The sequence below is a fragment of the Mesorhizobium sp. P2_F8 genome, from assembly GCF_056403655.1.
The window spans coordinates 487,271-503,807 of record NZ_JBFUFB010000002.1 but is presented as its reverse complement, the minus strand read 5'-3'; the positions used below and the strand labels follow the sequence as shown (position 1 = coordinate 503,807).

Below are 16,537 nucleotides of genomic sequence, written 5' to 3'. Positions count from 1 at the left end.
CCGGTTTGGTTCGGTAAAATGATATTTTGCGGTGTTTCATTAACCCCTGGGTTAGGAAACCACGCAGCCGAGACGACGTCCGGTTGGAATGTTCCGAGACGTCAGCTGCCTTGCCTTGCCGCTTCGCGGATGGTCTGCAGCAGGATGGAGAAGGCCGGCGAGGGCGCGGTATCCGTCCGCATCGTCAGGCCGACCGGGCCCTTGGTTTCCTCGGTGTTGACCGGCAAGGCGATGAAGGCGCCGCTGCCCAGTTCATTGGCGACGACGCCGGCCGAAATGATCCAGACGGCATTGCTCTGCCGCAGGAAGGCGCGACCGAACGAGTCCGAGACGGTTTCGATCTCGGTTGCCGGCGCGGTCATGCCGTTGGTGATGAACAGCCGGTCGACGAAGGGACGGATGACGGATTCCCGCGTCGGCATCAGCATCGGGAATTCGTCGAGGCGCGCGAACACGTCCTGCCCGGGATCAAGCAGCGGATGTCCCGCTCGCACCACGAACAGCACCTGTTCGGAGTAGAGGTGCTCGAAGAAGAAGCCGGTCATGTTCTCCGGCGCTGCCAGCCGCCCGACAACGAGATCGAGCGCGCCGGTGCGCAATTGTTCGAGCAGCACCGCGTTCTCGCCGGTGACGATCTTGATCGCCGCCCCGGTGCCCTCCTTGAGGAACAGGGTCATGGCAAGCGGCATCACCCGCGCCGACACCGTCGGCAGCGCGCCGATGCGGATCGGGTGCCGGTTGACCGCCCCATCCTGCCGAACGGAATCGACGCCTTGCTTGAGCGCCGTGATCGCCGTGCCGGCATGGCGAAGGAAGATCTCGCCGATGCGCGTCAGCCTGATGCCGCGGCCATCGCGTTCGACCACCGCGACGCCGAGCGCCTCTTCCAGTTCCCGCAACGTCTTGGTCACCGCCGGTGGGCTGACATGCAGCAAATCGGCCGCTCGCGCCACGCTTCCTTGCCGTGCAACTTCCAGGAATGCCTGCAGGTGACGGAACCGGATGCGGCTCTCGGACATGGATTTGATAACCCCTAAGTTAATGAAACGGCGCAAAATATCATTTTACCGAACCAAATGCCTTGTGCAATGTGGAGATGGAGGATCGAAATCGTGCCATTCGTCACCATTGGCGGCATCACGCTGCATCACCGTCACGTCAGGGCGAACGGCAGTGCGCGCCCGATCGTGTTCATCAATTCGCTCGGCACCGACTTCCGGATCTGGGACGAAATTGTCTCGGCTCTTGATGGGGAAATGCCCTTGCTGGTCTATGACAAGCGCGGCCACGGCCTGTCCGACATCGGCGACATCAGGTCGATCGACGATCATGTCGACGATCTCTCGGCGCTCCTCGATCATTTCGGGTTGGAGAAGGTCGTACTGTGCGGCCTGTCGGTGGGCGGCATGGTCGCGCAAGGCCTCTATGCCCGGCGACCCGAGATCGTCGAGGCCATGATCCTGTGCGACACGGCCCACAAGATCGGCACGACGGACAGCTGGAACACGCGCATCGCAACGGTCGAAAGCAAAGGGATCCAGGAGATTGCCGATGGTGTGCTCAAAGTGTGGTTCACCCCCAGCTTCCACGCAACGCGTTCAGCCGAGCTCGACGGCTACTGGAACATGCTGACCAGGCAGGCGCTCGCCGGCTATCTCGGGACATGCGCGGCCGTTCGCGACGCCGATTTCACCGAGGCCGCGCGCCGTATCTCCGTACCGACGCTTTGCATCGCCGGTGATCAGGACGGCTCGACGCCTCCCGATCTTGTCCGCTCGCTGGCCGCTCTCATTCCTGGCGCGCGCTTCGAGATCATCCGCGACGCCGGACATATTCCCTGTGTCGAACAGCCCGAAGCACTTGTCGCCCTGATCCGCCATTTTATCGCATCGCTTGCCCTTGGAGCCGAAACCCATGGATGAAGTCCCCGGCAACACCGCCAGATATCGCACGGGCCTTGGCGTACGGCGGTCCGTGCTCGGCGATCCGCATGTCGATCGGGCCGAGGTCGCCGCCACCGGTTTCGACCAGCCTTTCCAGGAGCTGATCACCGAGGCCGCCTGGGGGACGGTGTGGGCACGGCCGGGCTTCACCAAGCGCGAGCGCTCGATCGTCACGCTGGCGCTGCTGGCAGCACTCGGCCATGATGAGGAGGTCGCCATGCATGTGCGCGCCACCGCCAACACCGGTGCCTCGCGCGACGACATCTGCGAAGCGTTCCTGCATGTCGCCATCTATGCCGGCGTGCCGGCCGCCAACCGTGCCTTCAAGATCGCCAAGGACGTGTTTTCGGAAATGGACGGAGCCAAGAATGCCCGCTGAGTCCGGATCGAACCGGAGGCCCGAGACAGGCGCCTTCTTCCAGCGCGACCGGACATGGCATCCGCCGGCGCTGACGCCGAACTACAAGACTTCCGTACTGCGTTCGCCGCAGAAGGCACTGCTCGCCTTCGACAACACGCTTTCGGAGATTGCCGGCCCGCTCTTCGGTCACGCCATGCTCGGCGAACTCGACGCCGACCTGATCCACAATTTCGCCAGACCAGGCGAGAGCGCCATCGGCGAGCGCATCATCGTCCATGGGCGGGTGCTCGACGAACGTGGCGTTGGCGTGCCCGGCGCACTGCTCGAATTCTGGCAGGCCAATGCCGGCGGCCGCTACCGCCACAAGAAGGACGGCTACCTGGCGCCGCTGGACCCGAACTTCGGCGGCTGCGGCCGCGCCATCACCAGTGAGGATGGCGGCTATGCCTTTCGCACCGTCAAGCCCGGTCCCTATCCCTGGCCGAACGGGCCGAACGACTGGCGGCCATCGCACATCCATTTTTCGGTCTTCGGCCATGGCTTCGCGCAACGGCTGATCACGCAGATGTATTTCGAGGGCGACCCGCTGATCTGGCACTGCCCCATCGCGCGCGGCATTCCCGACAAGGCAGCGATCGAAACGCTGATCGCCGCGCTCGACATGCAATCGACAATCCCCTTCGACGCGCGCGCCTACAAGTTCGACATCGTGCTGCGCGGACGCCGCTCCTCGCTGTTCGAAAACAGGCTGGAGGGCAATTGATGGCCCAGTCGCTCGACCGGCTCAGGGAAAGCCCCTCGCAAACCGCGGGACCCTACGTCCATATCGGGCTGACGCCCAATTTCTGTGGCATCGGCGGCGTCTATGCGAGCGATCTTGGTGCGACCATGGTCAACGACAAGACCAAGGGCGAGCGCATCGGCCTGCGCATCCGCGTGCTCGATGGCACCGGCACGCCGCTCAAGGACGCGCTGATCGAGATCTGGCAGGCGGATGCCGACGGGCTATACAATTCGCCGGCGGAACTGCGCGGCACGGCCGATCCGAATTTCATCGGCTGGGGCCGTTGCCCGACCGACATGGACACCGGCCTGTGCACGTTCGACACCATCAAGCCGGGTCGCGTGCCTTTCGCCGATGGCCGCCTGATGGCGCCGCATATCACGCTCTGGATCGTCGCCCGTGGCATCAATCTCGGCCTGCACACACGGCTCTATTTTTCCGACGAGGAGAAGCCCAATGCGCAGGATCCGATCCTGGCGCGCATCGAGAACCGCATCCGCGTGCCGACGCTGATCGCCGAGCGCACCGGCGATATTTATGTCTTCGACGTCCATCTCCAGGGGGAGAAGGAAACGGTCTTCTTCGACAGCTAGGAGGCTCGCGCCATGACCGTTTCGCCCTTCGACCATCCATTGCTCTCCGCTCTTCTCGGCGACGAGGAAGCGAGCCGGCATTTTTCCGTCGAGGCGGAAATCGAGGCGATGCTGGCCTTTGAGCGCGCGCTGGCGGAAGTGGAGGCGGAAAACAGACTGATCACGGGGGAGGCGGCAGCAGCCATCGTGGCGGGGCTCGGCACATTCCGGCCCGACACCGCCTTGTTGCGCGCCGGTGTCGCCAGGGACGGCGTCATGGTGCCGGAACTGGTGCGCCAGATCAGGGCGGCGGTCGGCGAACCGCATGGTGCCTCCGTTCATTTCGGCGCGACCAGCCAGGATGTCGTCGACACAGGCCTGATGCTTCGGCTCAAATCCGTCGTCGAACATCTCAGCCTCCTGTTAACCGAAACCGGCATGCGCCTCGCCTCGCTCGAAGAGCGTTTTGGGGGCAGGGCGCTGACCGGGATCACCCGCATGCAGAACGCTATTCCCATCCGGGTATCGAATCGCGTGGCAGCATGGCGGGCACCGCTGCAACGACACCAGGAGAGGCTGGTGGAACAGTCGAGGCGCCTGTTGGTGGTGCAGTTCGGCGGCGCCGCCGGCACGCTGGAAAAGCTGGATGACAAGGGGCCGGCGGTGCGGGCGGCCCTCGCGGCAAAGCTCGGCCTTGCCGATGCGCCGCAATGGCATAGCCAGCGCGACGCGTTTGCCGATTTCGCCGGCTGGCTGTCGCTGGTGACGGGCAGCCTCGGCAAGTTCGGCCAGGACATCGCGCTGATGGCGCAAGGCGGCACCGACATCGGGCTTTCGGGCGGTGGCGGCTCGTCGGCCATGCCGCACAAGCAGAATCCGGTAATGGCCGAGGCGCTGGTGGCGCTTGCCCGTTTCAACGCCACGCAGCTTTCCGGCATGCATCAGGCCGTGGTGCATGAGCAGGAGCGCTCGGGCGCGGCCTGGACGCTGGAATGGCTGCTGTTGCCGCAGATGGTGGTGGCGACAGCCGCGTCGCTGCGCCTTGCCGCCGAACTGGCAGGGCAGGTCGAAAGCCTGGGACGCTGATGCGCACGCAGATCCTCATTGTCGGGTCCGGACCGTCCGGCCTGCTCCTTGGCCAGCTTCTCGGCACGATCGGCATCGAGACGGTCATTCTGGAGCGCGCCAGCCGCGAGCATGTGCTCGGCCGCGTGCGCGCCGGTGTGCTCGAACAGGGTACCGTCGAACTGCTGGAGGAAGCGGGTGCCGCGGCACGGCTGCACGCCGAAGGGCTGCCGCATTCCGGCATCTCGCTCGCCTTCGACGGACGTCTGCACCGCATCGACATCGAGGCGCTGACCGGCGGCAGGCATGTCACCGTCTACGGCCAGACCGAAGTGACGTATGATCTGATGGACAAGCGCGATGCGGCAGGACTGACCACGATCTACGAGGCGGCAAACGTCACGCTGCACGATTTCGACGGCAATGCGCCTTTTGCCACCTATGACAAGGACGGCGTCACCCATCGCATCGAGTGCGATTTTATTGCAGGCTGTGACGGCTATCACGGCGTCAGCCGCAAATCGGTGCCTGAGCGCGCGCTGAAGACCTTCGAGCGCCACTATCCGTTCGGTTGGCTCGGCGTGCTGGCCGAAGTGCCGCCGGCCGACCACGAACTGGTCTACGCCAACCATGAGCGGGGTTTTGCGCTGTGCTCGATGCGCTCGACGCATCGCAGCCGCTACTATGTCCAGTGCCCCGAGGGCGACCGCGTCGAGGCGTGGTCGGACGACCGGTTCTGGGACGAGTTGCGCCGCCGCCTGCCGGAGCAGACGGCGGCAAGCGTCGTCACCGGTCCGTCCTTCGAGAAGTCGATCGCGCCGCTGCGCTCCTTCGTTGCCGAGCCGCTGCGTTTCGGCCGGCTGTTCCTGGTCGGGGACGCCGCCCACATTGTGCCGCCGACCGGCGCCAAGGGCCTCAACCTCGCCGCCAGTGATGTGCGCTACTTGTTTGCCGGTTTGCGCGACTTCTACCGCGACAAATCGATGGCCGGCATCGACGCCTATTCAGACAAGGCGCTGGCACGGGTCTGGAAGGCGGTACGCTTCTCCTGGTGGATGACGACGATGCTGCACCGCTTTCCCGACACCGGCGATTTCGGCCAGCGCATCCAGGAGGCCGAGCTCGACTACCTCGTACACTCGCGTGCAGCGTCGACTGGGCTCGCCGAGAACTATGTCGGCCTGCCTTACTAGTTTTTCGTATAGTCAGGCCCAAACCGTGTCGGCAGGCCGTCGGCGAGTTTCAACCAAGGGAGCTTCTCCTCAAAAGCGACATGCAGCGTGGGTGCAAATTTTTCCGGCTCCTCCATCGCTGCGGCAAAAAAATGCATGACACCGGACATGTTCTTTGAGCGGAAGGACAGCGGCGAGCCACATTCATCGCAAAATGTTCTTTCCACACCGGGAGAAGAGTTGAATACCTTCGGTGGCTTGCCTAGCCATCGCCATTGGCTGTCCAAGACGCCAATGTAGGTGGTCATCGGCGCAGAACATTGGCGCCGACAACTTTCACAATGACAGCTCACGCATGCTTGTGCCGGGCCATCGACTTCGAAAGCAATAGCGCCACATAAGCAATGACCGCGCATGCAAATTCTCCTTGAGTCAACTGACCTGGCCAATACTTTGTACCGGGCGTAGTGAGAGAGTCGCCATGAGATACGCCGAGCTGGCGCTCAATTGCGACATCCGGCGCTAGTGATTGTTCTCGCATGCGCGGGGAGTTGTTTTGGCCTTGGCGGCCATCAGATTGGCGCTTCGCCTTTATGAGTCCGCGGCCTGATGCATGTCGCCCAAAAGTGGTCCCGGTCTTGGGACAACGACATGCAAAAAACATAGCTTCAAAGCGCGGCGCGCCTTAAGGACCGCATCGCCGGCGATCATCGTTCAGCGTCTTTTTGCCTGGCAAGATCCGACAGCATCGGTCGCTGCCCCTTGAGGATCTTGACCTCAGCCTCGGGCAAGGCGAACCAGCCGGCTCTGTCGACTTCCGGGAATTCCTTCATCGATCCCGACCTTGGCGGCCACTCCATGGTGAAGGTGTTGCTCCTGATGGCTGCCACATCGATGTCGATACGCGCCTCGACGGACCACGCCATGACGATCTTTCCACCCGGCTGCCTGTAGTCGCCGAGCCGCGTGAAGGGACCATCGATCTTGATGCCAAGCTCTTCCTCGGTCTCGCGTCGCGCCGCCGTCAACTCGTCCTCGTTCTCATCGACGAGGCCCTTCGGTATCGACCACGCACCATCATCCTTCTTCGCCCAGAACGGTCCGCCCGGATGAACCAGAAGCACCCTGAGATCGCCCTTGCTTCGACTGTGGATCAGCAACCCCGCACTACGTTTTGCCATTTTTTAATGTCCGTTTGTAAAGCTGGTTGTGAAGGCGGCGGTCCACCGATTCCCCTGGATCATGGGCGCCGACCTTGCGCCGAATGATTGCGACGCTATGTCAGGTGCGACTGCATTGCTCCTCACCCGCGAGTCCGGCAATCTGACCATCGCTTATTTGGCGGCTCGAAGGCTAGATGAGGCGTGACGATGCAACTCGGTCTTATTGGCTACTACAGCGACTTCGTGGTGTATCCGCTGGTGATCGCCGTGCTGGCAGTGGCCGGGCTGATCGAGGCCGGCGAAGACAATGCGCCGGGCTGGCTGGTCACTGTCGTCGCCTGCCTCTTGCTCTGGACGCTGACCGAATACGTCCTGCACAGGTTCGTCCTGCACCACATCCCCCACATCAAGGACCTGCATGATCGTCACCATGTCGAAGAGCGCAGTTCGGTGGGCACGCCGACCTGGCTCAGCCTTGGAGTGCATGCGTTGGTCGCGTTTTTCCCGGTCTGGATGATTTCAGGTTTCGCCGCCGCAAGCGCTGTAAGTTGCGGACTGATGCTGGGTTACCTCTGGTACATCAGCGTCCATCACATGATCCATCATTGGCACCCCTCCCATCCGAGTTATCTCTACACACTCAAGCGCCGTCACGCCGTGCATCATCATGTCGACGAAACGGTCAATTTCGGTGTCACGTCCATATTCTGGGATCGTGTTTTCGGCACRGCGCGGCTCTGAAGCCAGGGGCAGTGCCTCGGTCGTTCAACGCCTTTTTCCGCGACCGCCGGGGGATTTGGCTCCGCGAGGTCCGCTCTGAACCGGCGTGTTGCTCTGGTTTTCGTCGGACAGTTTTCGCCAGCGGGCAAGACGCTCCGGATCGAGCGTGCCTGCCTTCAAGGCGGCCTGCACCGCGCAGCCCGGTTCATGCACGTGGGTGCAGTCGCGGAACTTGCAGAGCGGCGCGAGTTCGGTGATTTCGGCAAACAGCGTGTCGATGCCGTAGGCGACGTCGCTGACCTGCAGCGTCCGCATTCCCGGCGTGTCGATCACCCAGCCGCCACCGGCAATGGCGTGCAGTGACCGCGACGTGGTGGTGTGACGCCCCTTGGCGTCGTGTTCGCGGATGTCTCCGGTCTGTTGCGGCAAGCGCTGGCCCGATCCGGCCAGCGTGTTGACCAGCGTCGATTTGCCGACGCCGGAGGAGCCCACCAGCGCGACCGTCTGGCCAGCACCGCACCAGGCGGCGAGCGCGGTCGCCGCATCCGATGTGCGCGGGTTCAGCGTCATCACCGCCAGGCCGCGTTGCAGCGCGGCGGCCTGCCGCTGATACGCGTCGGCGTCGGCTGCGGTATCGGCCTTGGTCAACAGGATCACCGGCGTCGTTCCGGCCTCGTTGGCCAGCGCCAGATAGCGCTCGAGCCGGGCCGGATTGAAGTCGGCATTGCATGAGGTGACGATGAACAGCGTGTCGACGTTGGCCGCTGCCAGCTGCGGCACCCGACCGCCCTGGGTGCGGCGTTCCAGCACCGTCTTGCGGGTCAGGCGGCGCTGCACAAGCCGGTCATGCGCGTCGACGAGCACCCAGTCGCCGACGGCGTAGTCACCGGTGTTCGCCTGCGCCGGCAGCGTCAGATCGATTGGCCCTGCCCGGGACAGGCCGGTCAGGCGGTCGCGATGGACCGTGGCGATCCGCGCAGGGACGAGATTGGCTTCGCCGGGCTCGAGCTGGTCGCCGAAAAAATCCGTCCAGCCCAGGCTGGCGAGAGATGGCATGGAAGGATCCGTCACGGCTTTGCCCGGGGGTACGGCGTCGCAGACATCGGGCAGGATCCCTGGCAGGTGGGGCGTGAACGGGGCGGGGGCGATTGCCCAGCCGTGTATGGGCGGCATGGCGGCATTTGGCAAGGCGGGCCTTGCCGATGGCCCGCGCGGCAAGCATCCAGTCGGAACCTATCCCGTCACACGGCGATCTGGGATCCCGCCGCACGACGGGAGGCTTCGTTCTGATCGAGGAATGTCATTTTTCATATCGTCAACAAATAAATTGACGCTCGTAATGTTTTCGCGCTGTACTGGAAACTGTGAAAATTGACTGAATAAGTTCGGCCAAGCATTGCCGCCTTCGGACAACGGCCGCATGACTGGTGACGGGCGGATCGTTCCGATCGGCGGGTGTGGGCAAGAGGGACCTGACGTTCGATGGCGGAGAAGACGCACCGCACGATGGATGATTTTGCCCGGGCATGTGGCGTGTCCCGGCCGACGCTGTCGAAATATTTTGACGATCCGGCGAGTGTGAAGCCGGCCACGCGGGCGCGCATCGAAGCCGCGTTGCGTTCCTCGGACTATCAGCCGAACCTTTTCGCCCGCAATCTCAACCGCAAGCGCACCCGCAACATCGGCATCGTCGTACCGACGATCACGGATCCGTTCTATGCCGAGATGGTCAGCCGCATCGAATTTCGCTGCCGCGACGAGGGCTATTGGCCGATCGTCATTTCTTCGCATGGCTCGCAGAAGCTGGAGGCGGAGTCGGTCAGGACGTTGCTGTCACTGAAGGTCGCCGGCGCGATCATCGCGCCGCTCGGCCTGGCCTCCGATCGGAGTGTTTTCGACAAGTTGGGGCAGGACATTCCGATCGTCTATTTCGACACCTATATCGAGGGTGACACGCCCTTCGTCGGTAACGACAACCACCAGAGCACGTCGACCATGGTTGACTATCTCAACCGGTCCGGAGAACCGCCTGTCTATGTCGACATTCCGCATGTCAACCACAATTCGGGGGAGCGGCTGCAAAGCTACATGGCGACGATGAAAGTCGCCGGCTTGGAACCGGTCGTCATCGACGCGGCGCGCGACTACACCTGGGACTTCGAGCGCATCGGCCATGAATGGATGGAAAGGACACTCGATGTTGGCGGTCTGCCAGGCCGCACCATCCTGTGCGCTAATGATCGTCTGGCCTTCGGCGTGATGGCGGCCGCGTTCTCGCGCGGACTGAAGATCGGCCGCAGACCTGACTGCGATCTGCGCGTTGCCGCGCATGACGATCATCCGCTGAGCCGCTACACCTGTCCGGCACTGACCACCATGGCACAGGATTTCGCCGCCATGGCAGGCCGCAGCGTCGAGATCCTGCTAGCTCTGCTGGACGAGGCCGAACCGCCAAGGCAGGGCATGGCGCAAAGGGTCAAGCTCGGCGCGACGCTGGTGATGCGTCAGTCGGCCTAAGCGTCCAGCTTCAGCGATCCTTCTCGAACTGGCGCCAGGCCGCCACCGCTTCGGCCACCGCTTGCCGCGCGGCGGGGATATGGCGCCCCATCGAGACGAAGCCGTGGATCTTGCCCGGCCATTGCCGCAGGACCAGCGGCACGCCCGCGGCTTGCAGGCGTTCGGCATAGGCTTCGCCTTCGTCGGCAAGGATGTCGCAGCCGGCAAGTGCGACGAAAGCCGGCGCGACGCCGCCGAGATCGGGTGCCAGCAAGGGCGAGACGCGCCAGTCCACGATGTCGTCAGGCGTTCGCACATAGTGGTCGCGGAACCATGCCATGGTGGTTGCCGTCAGCCCGAAACCGTCGCCGAAACGCCGGTAGCTGTCGGCCGTCTGCCGCGCATCGGTGTTGGGATAGATCAGGATCTGTGCGGCGAGGGATGGCGCCAGCCCATCGCGAGAAAGCAGCGCCAGCACGGCGGCGAGATTGCCGCCGGCGCTGTCGCCGGCAACGCCGATGCGGGATGGGTCGATCCCGAGAGCGGCGGCGTTCTGCGTCATGAAGCGCAGTGTCGCCAGGCAATCCTCCAGCCCGGCGGGAAACTTGTGGTCCGGTGCCAGGCGATAGTCGGGACAGACAATGACGGCGCCTCCGAGATTGGCCAGCCAGCGGCAGATCTCGTCATGCGAATCGAGGTTGCCGACGACCCAGCCGCCGCCATGCAGGTAGAGCAGCGCCGGCGCCCCGCTTTGCGGTGCGCCGAGGCCGCGATGGATGCGGACCGAAATAGGGCCGTTCGGCCCTTCGATCCGCTGTTCCAGGGTCGCAGCGGTCGGCTCGCGCTCGCCCTGCAGCGTCGGGAACGAGGCGTTGTAGGCGGCCCGCGCCGCAGCCACGTCCCCATTCTCGAACGGCTCTCCGCCAGCCGCGCGGCCGATTTCGAGGACGTGCAGCGCATCCGGGTCGAGTGTCATCGTCATATCCTCAGGCAAGCAGGTCGCTTGCCTCTTCTTCGGTCAGCAGAGACGGCTGAGTGACGTCGCCCGCGACCATCACCGAGCCCTGGCCCTCGCCGGAACGCAGGATCGCCTCCATGATCTCAAGCACATGCAGCGCGAGGTTGCCGGAGGCGCGTGGCGTGTTACCGGTTTGTAGCGAACGCGCCAGATCGGCGACGCCGAGCATGCGATAATTGGCGCGGTCGGGCGCCGCATAGGGCCAGTTGCGGGAGCCGTAGAGGTCGCCTTCGCTGGCAAAATCCTTCCAGTTGGCGCCGTGCTCGGACAGCGACACGGTGCCGCCGAACGTGTCGGGATCGGGCAGGCGTAGCGAGCCTTCCGTGCCATGCAGCTCGATCGGGTGGTTGGAGTGGCGAAAGACGTCCCACGAGGCGCCGAAGGTGACCGTCGCACCCGAGCGGAATTCAAGCAGCGATAGCACGTTGGTCGGCGTGCCGACCTTGAATGTGGTGTTCTTGAACGGTCCGTCGGCGGTGATCAGCCTTTCCTCCTGACCGCGCGTCGCCATTGCCATGACACGCTCGACCGGGCCAAGCAGGTTGACCAGCATGGTCAGATAATAGGGGCCCATATCGAACACCGGGCCGCCGCCAGGCTGGTAGTAGAATTGCGGGTTGGGGTGCCAGTGCTCCATGCCGCGGCCCATCATGAAGGCGGTGCCGGTGACCGGACGGCCAATGGCGCCGGCGTTCATCAGCCGACGCGCGCGGCGTCCGGCAGCGCCGAGGAAGGTGTCGGGCGCCGAGCCAAGCAGCAGGCCGCGCGACTTCGCCTCGCTGACCAGTCGTTGTCCGTCGGCGGCTGAGGTGGCAAGCGGCTTTTCGGTGAAGACGTGCTTGCCGGCCGAAAGCGCCGACATGGTGACGTCGAAATGCACGGCGGGAATGGTGAGGTTGAGAACCAGGCCGATTTCGGGATCGGCAAGCAAGGCATCGACGCCCATTGCCCTGATGCCGTATTCGCGGGCCCGCAGGGCGGCCGCGTCCGCGGAGATGTCGGCGCAGGCCTTCAACTCCACGCCTGCAAAAAGAGCTGCGTTGCGCATGTAGGTCATGGCGATGTTGCCGCAACCTATGACCCCTACACCAAGCTTTTCCATCATTCCTCCAGTCGGCGTCCGTCCGTCAGGATCGGCGATTCTTCGTTCACGTGGCCATCCTTCGCCCACGTCATAAGCACATTGATGCACCATTATGCAGTTTAAATCTTGACGCGCGACAATTTTTTATGAATCATGTGCGAAGTTGGACGGGCGGGAGTGGCTGCCGTCAACTCTGGGAGGACTACACATGGACGAGTCAAAGAAGGGGCCGCGCAGCGGTTCCAAGTCGATTGGGCATGTCACCATCGCCGATCGCCGGCAATTTCTCATCGGTTCCGCCGGCCTTCTCGGCGCGGCGGCTTTCGGGGCGGGGACGTCGCTCGGCATTGGCCGGGCCCGTGCCCAGAGCCGGGCCGAGATCAGCTTCGCCAGCGCCGCCTTCTTCGGCAAGGAGACCTTTGGCGACCTGATCAAGGCCTTCAACGAATCGCAGGACCGCATCCTGGTCAAGAACATCGAACTGCCGCCCCCGAGCTCCTCGACCGAGGTCTACCAGGGCCTGGTGCAGCAGCTCGCCCGCCGCACCGGCACGCCCGACGTCTTCAGCCAGGACGTGATCTGGATCGCCGGCTTTGCCGCCGCCGGATGGGCGCTGCCGCTGGACGAGTATTTCCCGGCCGACAAGCGCAGCGTCTACTTCACCGGGACCCTAGATGCCTGTACCTATGGCGGCAAGCTCACCGCCCTTCCCTGGTTCATGGATTCGGGCATGTTCTATTACCGCAAGGACGTGCTGGAAAAGCATGGCGGCAAGGTGCCGGAAAGCTGGGCCGACATGGCGACCATTGCCGCCGCCGCGCAGAAGGCCGGCGACATCGATTACGGCTATCTCTGGCAAGGCAAGCAGGCCGAGGTGCTGGTCTGCGACGCGGTCGAGATCATCACCTCCAACAACGGTGCCATCCTGGCGCCCGACGGCAAGTCGTCGCTGATCAACCAGAAGGGCGCGGTGGAGGCGATCCAGTTCCTGCACGACACCCTCGCCACCAACAAGATTAGCCCGAAGGACGTGCTGTCCTGGGACGAGGAGCCGTCGCGCCAGCCCTTCACCTCGGGCAAGGCGATGTTCATGCGCAACTGGTCCTATGTCTATCCGATCGCCCAGGACGCCAAGGCTTCCCAGGTGGTCGACAAGGTCGGCGTCGCGCCGCTGCCGTCGTTCCCCGGCGGCAAGAGCTCGGCCTGCCTCGGCGGCTACCAGCTCGGCGTCAATGCCAACTCGAAGCAGCGCGAAGCCGCGATCGAGCTCTTGACCTGGCTGTCGTCGACCGAGGTCCAGCACCGCATCGCGCTGAACTTCGGCCTCGCACCGACGCGGCCGGCGCTGTTCCAGGACGCACAGATCAAGAAGGAACAGCCGTTCATGGCCAGCCTCGAGAAAGTCTTCACCGGCGCCACGGCGCGGCCGATCACGCCTGAATACGCGAAAGTGACGCTTGCCTTGCAGTCCGGCATCTCCAAGGCGCTGGTCTCCGGCAACGTCCAGGCCGAGATGGACGCGACGGCGGCGCAAATCGACAAGATCGTAGGCTGAACCAATGTCCGCCGCGGCCACCATTCCCAGTGTCGGCCGGCCGCGGCGTCTCGGCAAAGCGCTTCCGGGCGCCTTGTGGGCCTTGCTCCTGCTGACGCCGGCCTTCGTGTCGCTGGCGTCGGTTTCCTTCTACCCGATCGTCAACGGGCTCTACCTCTCGCTCACCAACACCTCGCTGATCACGCAGGAACAGGATTTCACCGGCTTCTCCAACTATGTCGAGCTGTGGGGCGACCCGCAGTTCTGGAATGCGTGGTGGCACACGATCTGGTTCACCACCGCTTCGACCGTGCTGGAGACGGTGATCGGGCTCGGTATGGCGCTCATCCTGTGCGAAGCCTTCAAGGGGCGGGGGCTCGTCCGCGCGGCCATGCTGGTGCCGTGGGCGATGCCCACCGTCGTCACCTCCAAGATGTTCGGCTGGCTGTTCGATGGCCAGAACGGCATCATCAACTACATCCTCCTGCATGCCGGGCTGATCGACCAGAACATCAACTGGTACGGCTCCACTGACACGGCGATGATCACCATCATCATCGCCGATGTCTGGAAGACGACGCCGTTCATGGCGCTGCTGCTTCTGACCGGGTTGCAGACCGTGCCCAATTCGCTGATCGAGGCGGCGCGCATGGATGGCGCCAAGGGCTGGATAACCTTCTGGTACATCCGCTTGCCGCTGTTGATGCCGACCCTGCTGATCGCCGGCCTGTTCCGCGCGCTCGACGCCTTCCGCGTCTTTGACCTCGTCTATGTGCTGACCGGCGGTGGCCCGGCCGATTCGACCGAAACGCTGTCGACGCTGTCCTACAAGGTGCTCTTTTCGACGCTGCAGTTCGGCTACGGCTCGGCCGTCTCGACGGCGATGTTCGTCACCGAGGGCATCATCGCGCTGGTGTTCTGCCTCTACCTCGTCCGCCAGATCAGGAGAGCGCAATGAACGACACGCGCTCGCCGCTGCAGACCTTCGCCATCTATCTCGGCGCCTTGCTGATCCTCGTCTGGTCGGGCGGTCCGTTCATCTGGCAGTTCTCGACCTCGTTCCAGCTCGACAAGGCGCTGACGTCAGGCTCGCCGTCGCTGATCCCGGATCCCTTCACGCTGGAGCACTACTACAACGCCTTTGTCGAGAAGCAGCTTCACCGCTACGTCTGGAACTCGCTGGTGGTCTCCCTGGCGACCACGTTCCTCTGCCTGTTCGTCGGCTCGCTGGCCGCCTTCGCGCTGTCGCGGCTCAACATCAAGGGCCGCTTCGGCATTCTCATGGTCATCCTTTCGGTATCGATGTTCCCGCAGATCGCGCTGGTCGGGCCACTCTATCTGGTCGCCACCAATCTCGGCCTGCTCGACACCTACACGGCGCTGATTATCACCTATCTGGCGCTCGGCCTGCCGCTCGTCACCTGGGTGCTGTTCGGTTATTTCGAGACGCTGCCGCGCGAGATCGACGAGGCGGCGCGCATGGACGGCGTCAGTGTGCCTGGCCTGCTCTGGCGCATCATCCTGCCGATGTCGCTGCCGAGCCTGGTGACCACCGGCCTGCTCGCCTTCATCACCGCGTGGAACGAATTCCTGTTCGCGCTCGCCTTCACCTCCAACATCGACCGGCAGACGATACCGGTCGGCATCGCCAACTTCACCAACCTCTATTACGTCCCCTGGGGCGACATCGCCGCGGCCTCCGCCGTGGTGACCGTGCCCTTGATCCTCCTGGTGCTGTTCTTCCAGCGCCACATCATCGAAGGACTGACCCAGGGCGGCGTCAAGGAATGAATGACATGACGGAGACGAAGCTCAAGGTCGGCTGTCAGACCTTCACCTGGGAAATGCTGGGCAAGGGCTGGACCGGCGGCCCCGACGATCTGTTGAAGGCGATAGAAGATGGCGGCTATGCCGGCATCGAGATCACCGACACCATGATCGGCCGCTACGCCGACAGGCCGGCTGAATTCGCTGCCGCGCTCGACGCCCGAGGCCTCAACCTCGTTTCCTTTGCCTTTGGCTCGAAGAGCGGTTTCACGTTGAAAGAGGCGCTGGAAAGCGACCTCGAAGCCGCCCGGCGCTGGACAGGCTTTGCCGCGAACTTTCCCGGCGCACTGGTCTCGATCGGCTCGGCGACGGTCGTCTCCGATGGTCCGCGCGAAGACAAGTTCGCCATATCGGCCGAATTCTACAATCGCGCCGCCGAGATCGGCCGCAAGGCCGGTGTGGATGTCGCGGTGCATCCGAGTTCGCACCACAACACGCTGCTCTTCGACCGCGCCGACTACGACACGATCTTTGCCTTGCTCGACCCCGATCTGGTCGGCTGGGTGCCGGATACCGGCCACATCCTGCGCGGCCACAAGGACATGCTCGACACGCTGCGCACCTTCCGCGACCGCATCCGTTACATCCATCTCAAGGACGTCGACGCCAAGGGCAAATGGGCCATGCTCGGTCAAGGCGTCTGCGACACCCCGGCGGTCATCGAGATCGCCGGCACCGCGCCGCGTTTCACCGGCTGGCTGGTGCTCGAAGAGGAATCCGACACCGCCGCCGCGGACCCCGCCGGCGCGGTCAAGACCAACCGCCAAACAATGCGCAGCTACGGCGCCTGAAGAACGA

General features: G+C 63.8%; 18 protein-coding genes. 12 read left to right on the top strand and 6 right to left on the bottom strand.

Annotated features, from left to right (window positions below; translation table 11 throughout):
* Positions 1–101: 101 nt before the first annotated feature.
* Positions 102–1,019 (bottom strand): pca operon transcription factor PcaQ, encoded by a 918-nt coding sequence (gene pcaQ / locus AC1DZP_RS06115; protein WP_477300836.1) that lies wholly within the window; start codon positions 1,017–1,019, stop codon positions 102–104.
* A gap of 93 nt (positions 1,020–1,112) precedes the next feature.
* On the opposite strand from pcaQ, the gene pcaD reads away from it, so the two are divergent.
* The 6 genes from pcaD to pobA are packed head-to-tail and all read left to right on the top strand — an operon-like array spanning position 1,113 to position 5,918.
* Entirely contained in the window at positions 1,113–1,922 is an 810-nt protein-coding gene (gene pcaD / locus AC1DZP_RS06110; RefSeq protein ID WP_477300834.1) for a 3-oxoadipate enol-lactonase, read from the top strand.
* A complete protein-coding gene (gene pcaC, locus AC1DZP_RS06105) occupies positions 1,915–2,322 on the top strand; it encodes a 4-carboxymuconolactone decarboxylase (protein ID WP_095080935.1) in 408 nt (135 codons plus the stop codon). The genes pcaD and pcaC overlap by 8 nt, the downstream gene beginning before the upstream one ends.
* Complete coding sequence (gene pcaH / locus AC1DZP_RS06100) at positions 2,312–3,067, top strand: protocatechuate 3,4-dioxygenase subunit beta (RefSeq protein WP_477300833.1); 756 nt, start codon at positions 2,312–2,314, stop codon at positions 3,065–3,067. Before pcaC ends, pcaH begins: the two co-directional genes overlap by 11 nt.
* On the top strand, positions 3,067–3,681 hold the full coding sequence (pcaG, locus tag AC1DZP_RS06095) for a protocatechuate 3,4-dioxygenase subunit alpha (protein WP_477300831.1): 615 nt from the start codon (positions 3,067–3,069) through the stop codon (positions 3,679–3,681). Before pcaH ends, pcaG begins: the two co-directional genes overlap by 1 nt.
* 12 nt (positions 3,682–3,693) lie before the next feature.
* Entirely contained in the window at positions 3,694–4,746 is a 1,053-nt protein-coding gene (locus tag AC1DZP_RS06090) for a 3-carboxy-cis,cis-muconate cycloisomerase (protein ID WP_477300829.1), read from the top strand.
* Positions 4,746–5,918: a 4-hydroxybenzoate 3-monooxygenase gene (gene pobA / locus AC1DZP_RS06085; protein ID WP_477300827.1), complete on the top strand. Its 1,173-nt coding sequence runs from the start codon at positions 4,746–4,748 to the stop codon at positions 5,916–5,918. The genes AC1DZP_RS06090 and pobA overlap by 1 nt, the downstream gene beginning before the upstream one ends.
* Here pobA and AC1DZP_RS06080 read toward each other — a convergent pair.
* The gene (locus AC1DZP_RS06080; RefSeq protein ID WP_095080944.1) at positions 5,915–6,313 is read right to left on the bottom strand and encodes a GFA family protein; all 399 of its coding nucleotides are present in this window, start codon (positions 6,311–6,313) and stop codon (positions 5,915–5,917) included. The two genes, pobA and AC1DZP_RS06080, sit on opposite strands and share 4 nt — an antisense overlap.
* Before the next feature lie 291 nt (positions 6,314–6,604).
* Positions 6,605–7,078, bottom strand: a complete 474-nt coding sequence (locus tag AC1DZP_RS06075) for an NUDIX hydrolase (RefSeq protein WP_477300825.1) — start codon at positions 7,076–7,078, stop codon at positions 6,605–6,607.
* A 189-nt stretch (positions 7,079–7,267) separates the two neighbouring features.
* On the opposite strand from AC1DZP_RS06075, the gene AC1DZP_RS06070 reads away from it, so the two are divergent.
* A complete protein-coding gene (locus AC1DZP_RS06070) occupies positions 7,268–7,801 on the top strand; it encodes a sterol desaturase family protein (protein ID WP_477300823.1) in 534 nt (177 codons plus the stop codon).
* A 24-nt stretch (positions 7,802–7,825) separates the two neighbouring features.
* On the opposite strand, the gene rsgA is transcribed toward AC1DZP_RS06070, so the two are convergent.
* Positions 7,826–8,836 carry a ribosome small subunit-dependent GTPase A gene (gene rsgA / locus AC1DZP_RS06065; protein ID WP_477300821.1) on the bottom strand — a complete coding sequence of 337 codons (1,011 nt, stop codon included), beginning with the start codon at positions 8,834–8,836 and terminating at the stop codon, positions 7,826–7,828.
* 426 nt (positions 8,837–9,262) lie between these two features.
* On the opposite strand from rsgA, the gene AC1DZP_RS06060 reads away from it, so the two are divergent.
* Positions 9,263–10,297 carry a LacI family DNA-binding transcriptional regulator gene (locus AC1DZP_RS06060; RefSeq protein ID WP_477300819.1) on the top strand — a complete coding sequence of 345 codons (1,035 nt, stop codon included), beginning with the start codon at positions 9,263–9,265 and terminating at the stop codon, positions 10,295–10,297.
* A 10-nt stretch (positions 10,298–10,307) separates the two neighbouring features.
* On the opposite strand, the gene AC1DZP_RS06055 is transcribed toward AC1DZP_RS06060, so the two are convergent.
* The gene (locus AC1DZP_RS06055; protein ID WP_477300817.1) at positions 10,308–11,252 is read right to left on the bottom strand and encodes an alpha/beta hydrolase; all 945 of its coding nucleotides are present in this window, start codon (positions 11,250–11,252) and stop codon (positions 10,308–10,310) included.
* Positions 11,253–11,262: 10 nt separating this feature from the next.
* Entirely contained in the window at positions 11,263–12,399 is a 1,137-nt protein-coding gene (locus tag AC1DZP_RS06050) for a Gfo/Idh/MocA family protein (RefSeq protein ID WP_477300815.1), read from the bottom strand.
* A gap of 187 nt (positions 12,400–12,586) precedes the next feature.
* On the opposite strand from AC1DZP_RS06050, the gene AC1DZP_RS06045 reads away from it, so the two are divergent.
* From AC1DZP_RS06045 to AC1DZP_RS06030, 4 genes are read left to right on the top strand one after another with little or no spacing between them, the layout of a single operon-like run.
* The gene (locus tag AC1DZP_RS06045) at positions 12,587–13,933 is read left to right on the top strand and encodes an ABC transporter substrate-binding protein (RefSeq protein WP_477300813.1); all 1,347 of its coding nucleotides are present in this window, start codon (positions 12,587–12,589) and stop codon (positions 13,931–13,933) included.
* Positions 13,934–13,937: 4 nt separating this feature from the next.
* Complete coding sequence (locus tag AC1DZP_RS06040; protein WP_477225902.1) at positions 13,938–14,870, top strand: carbohydrate ABC transporter permease; 933 nt, start codon at positions 13,938–13,940, stop codon at positions 14,868–14,870.
* On the top strand, positions 14,867–15,703 hold the full coding sequence (locus AC1DZP_RS06035; protein WP_457151421.1) for a carbohydrate ABC transporter permease: 837 nt from the start codon (positions 14,867–14,869) through the stop codon (positions 15,701–15,703). Before AC1DZP_RS06040 ends, AC1DZP_RS06035 begins: the two co-directional genes overlap by 4 nt.
* A gap of 5 nt (positions 15,704–15,708) precedes the next feature.
* The gene (locus AC1DZP_RS06030) at positions 15,709–16,530 is read left to right on the top strand and encodes a sugar phosphate isomerase/epimerase family protein (protein ID WP_477300811.1); all 822 of its coding nucleotides are present in this window, start codon (positions 15,709–15,711) and stop codon (positions 16,528–16,530) included.
* Positions 16,531–16,537 lie beyond the last annotated feature (7 nt).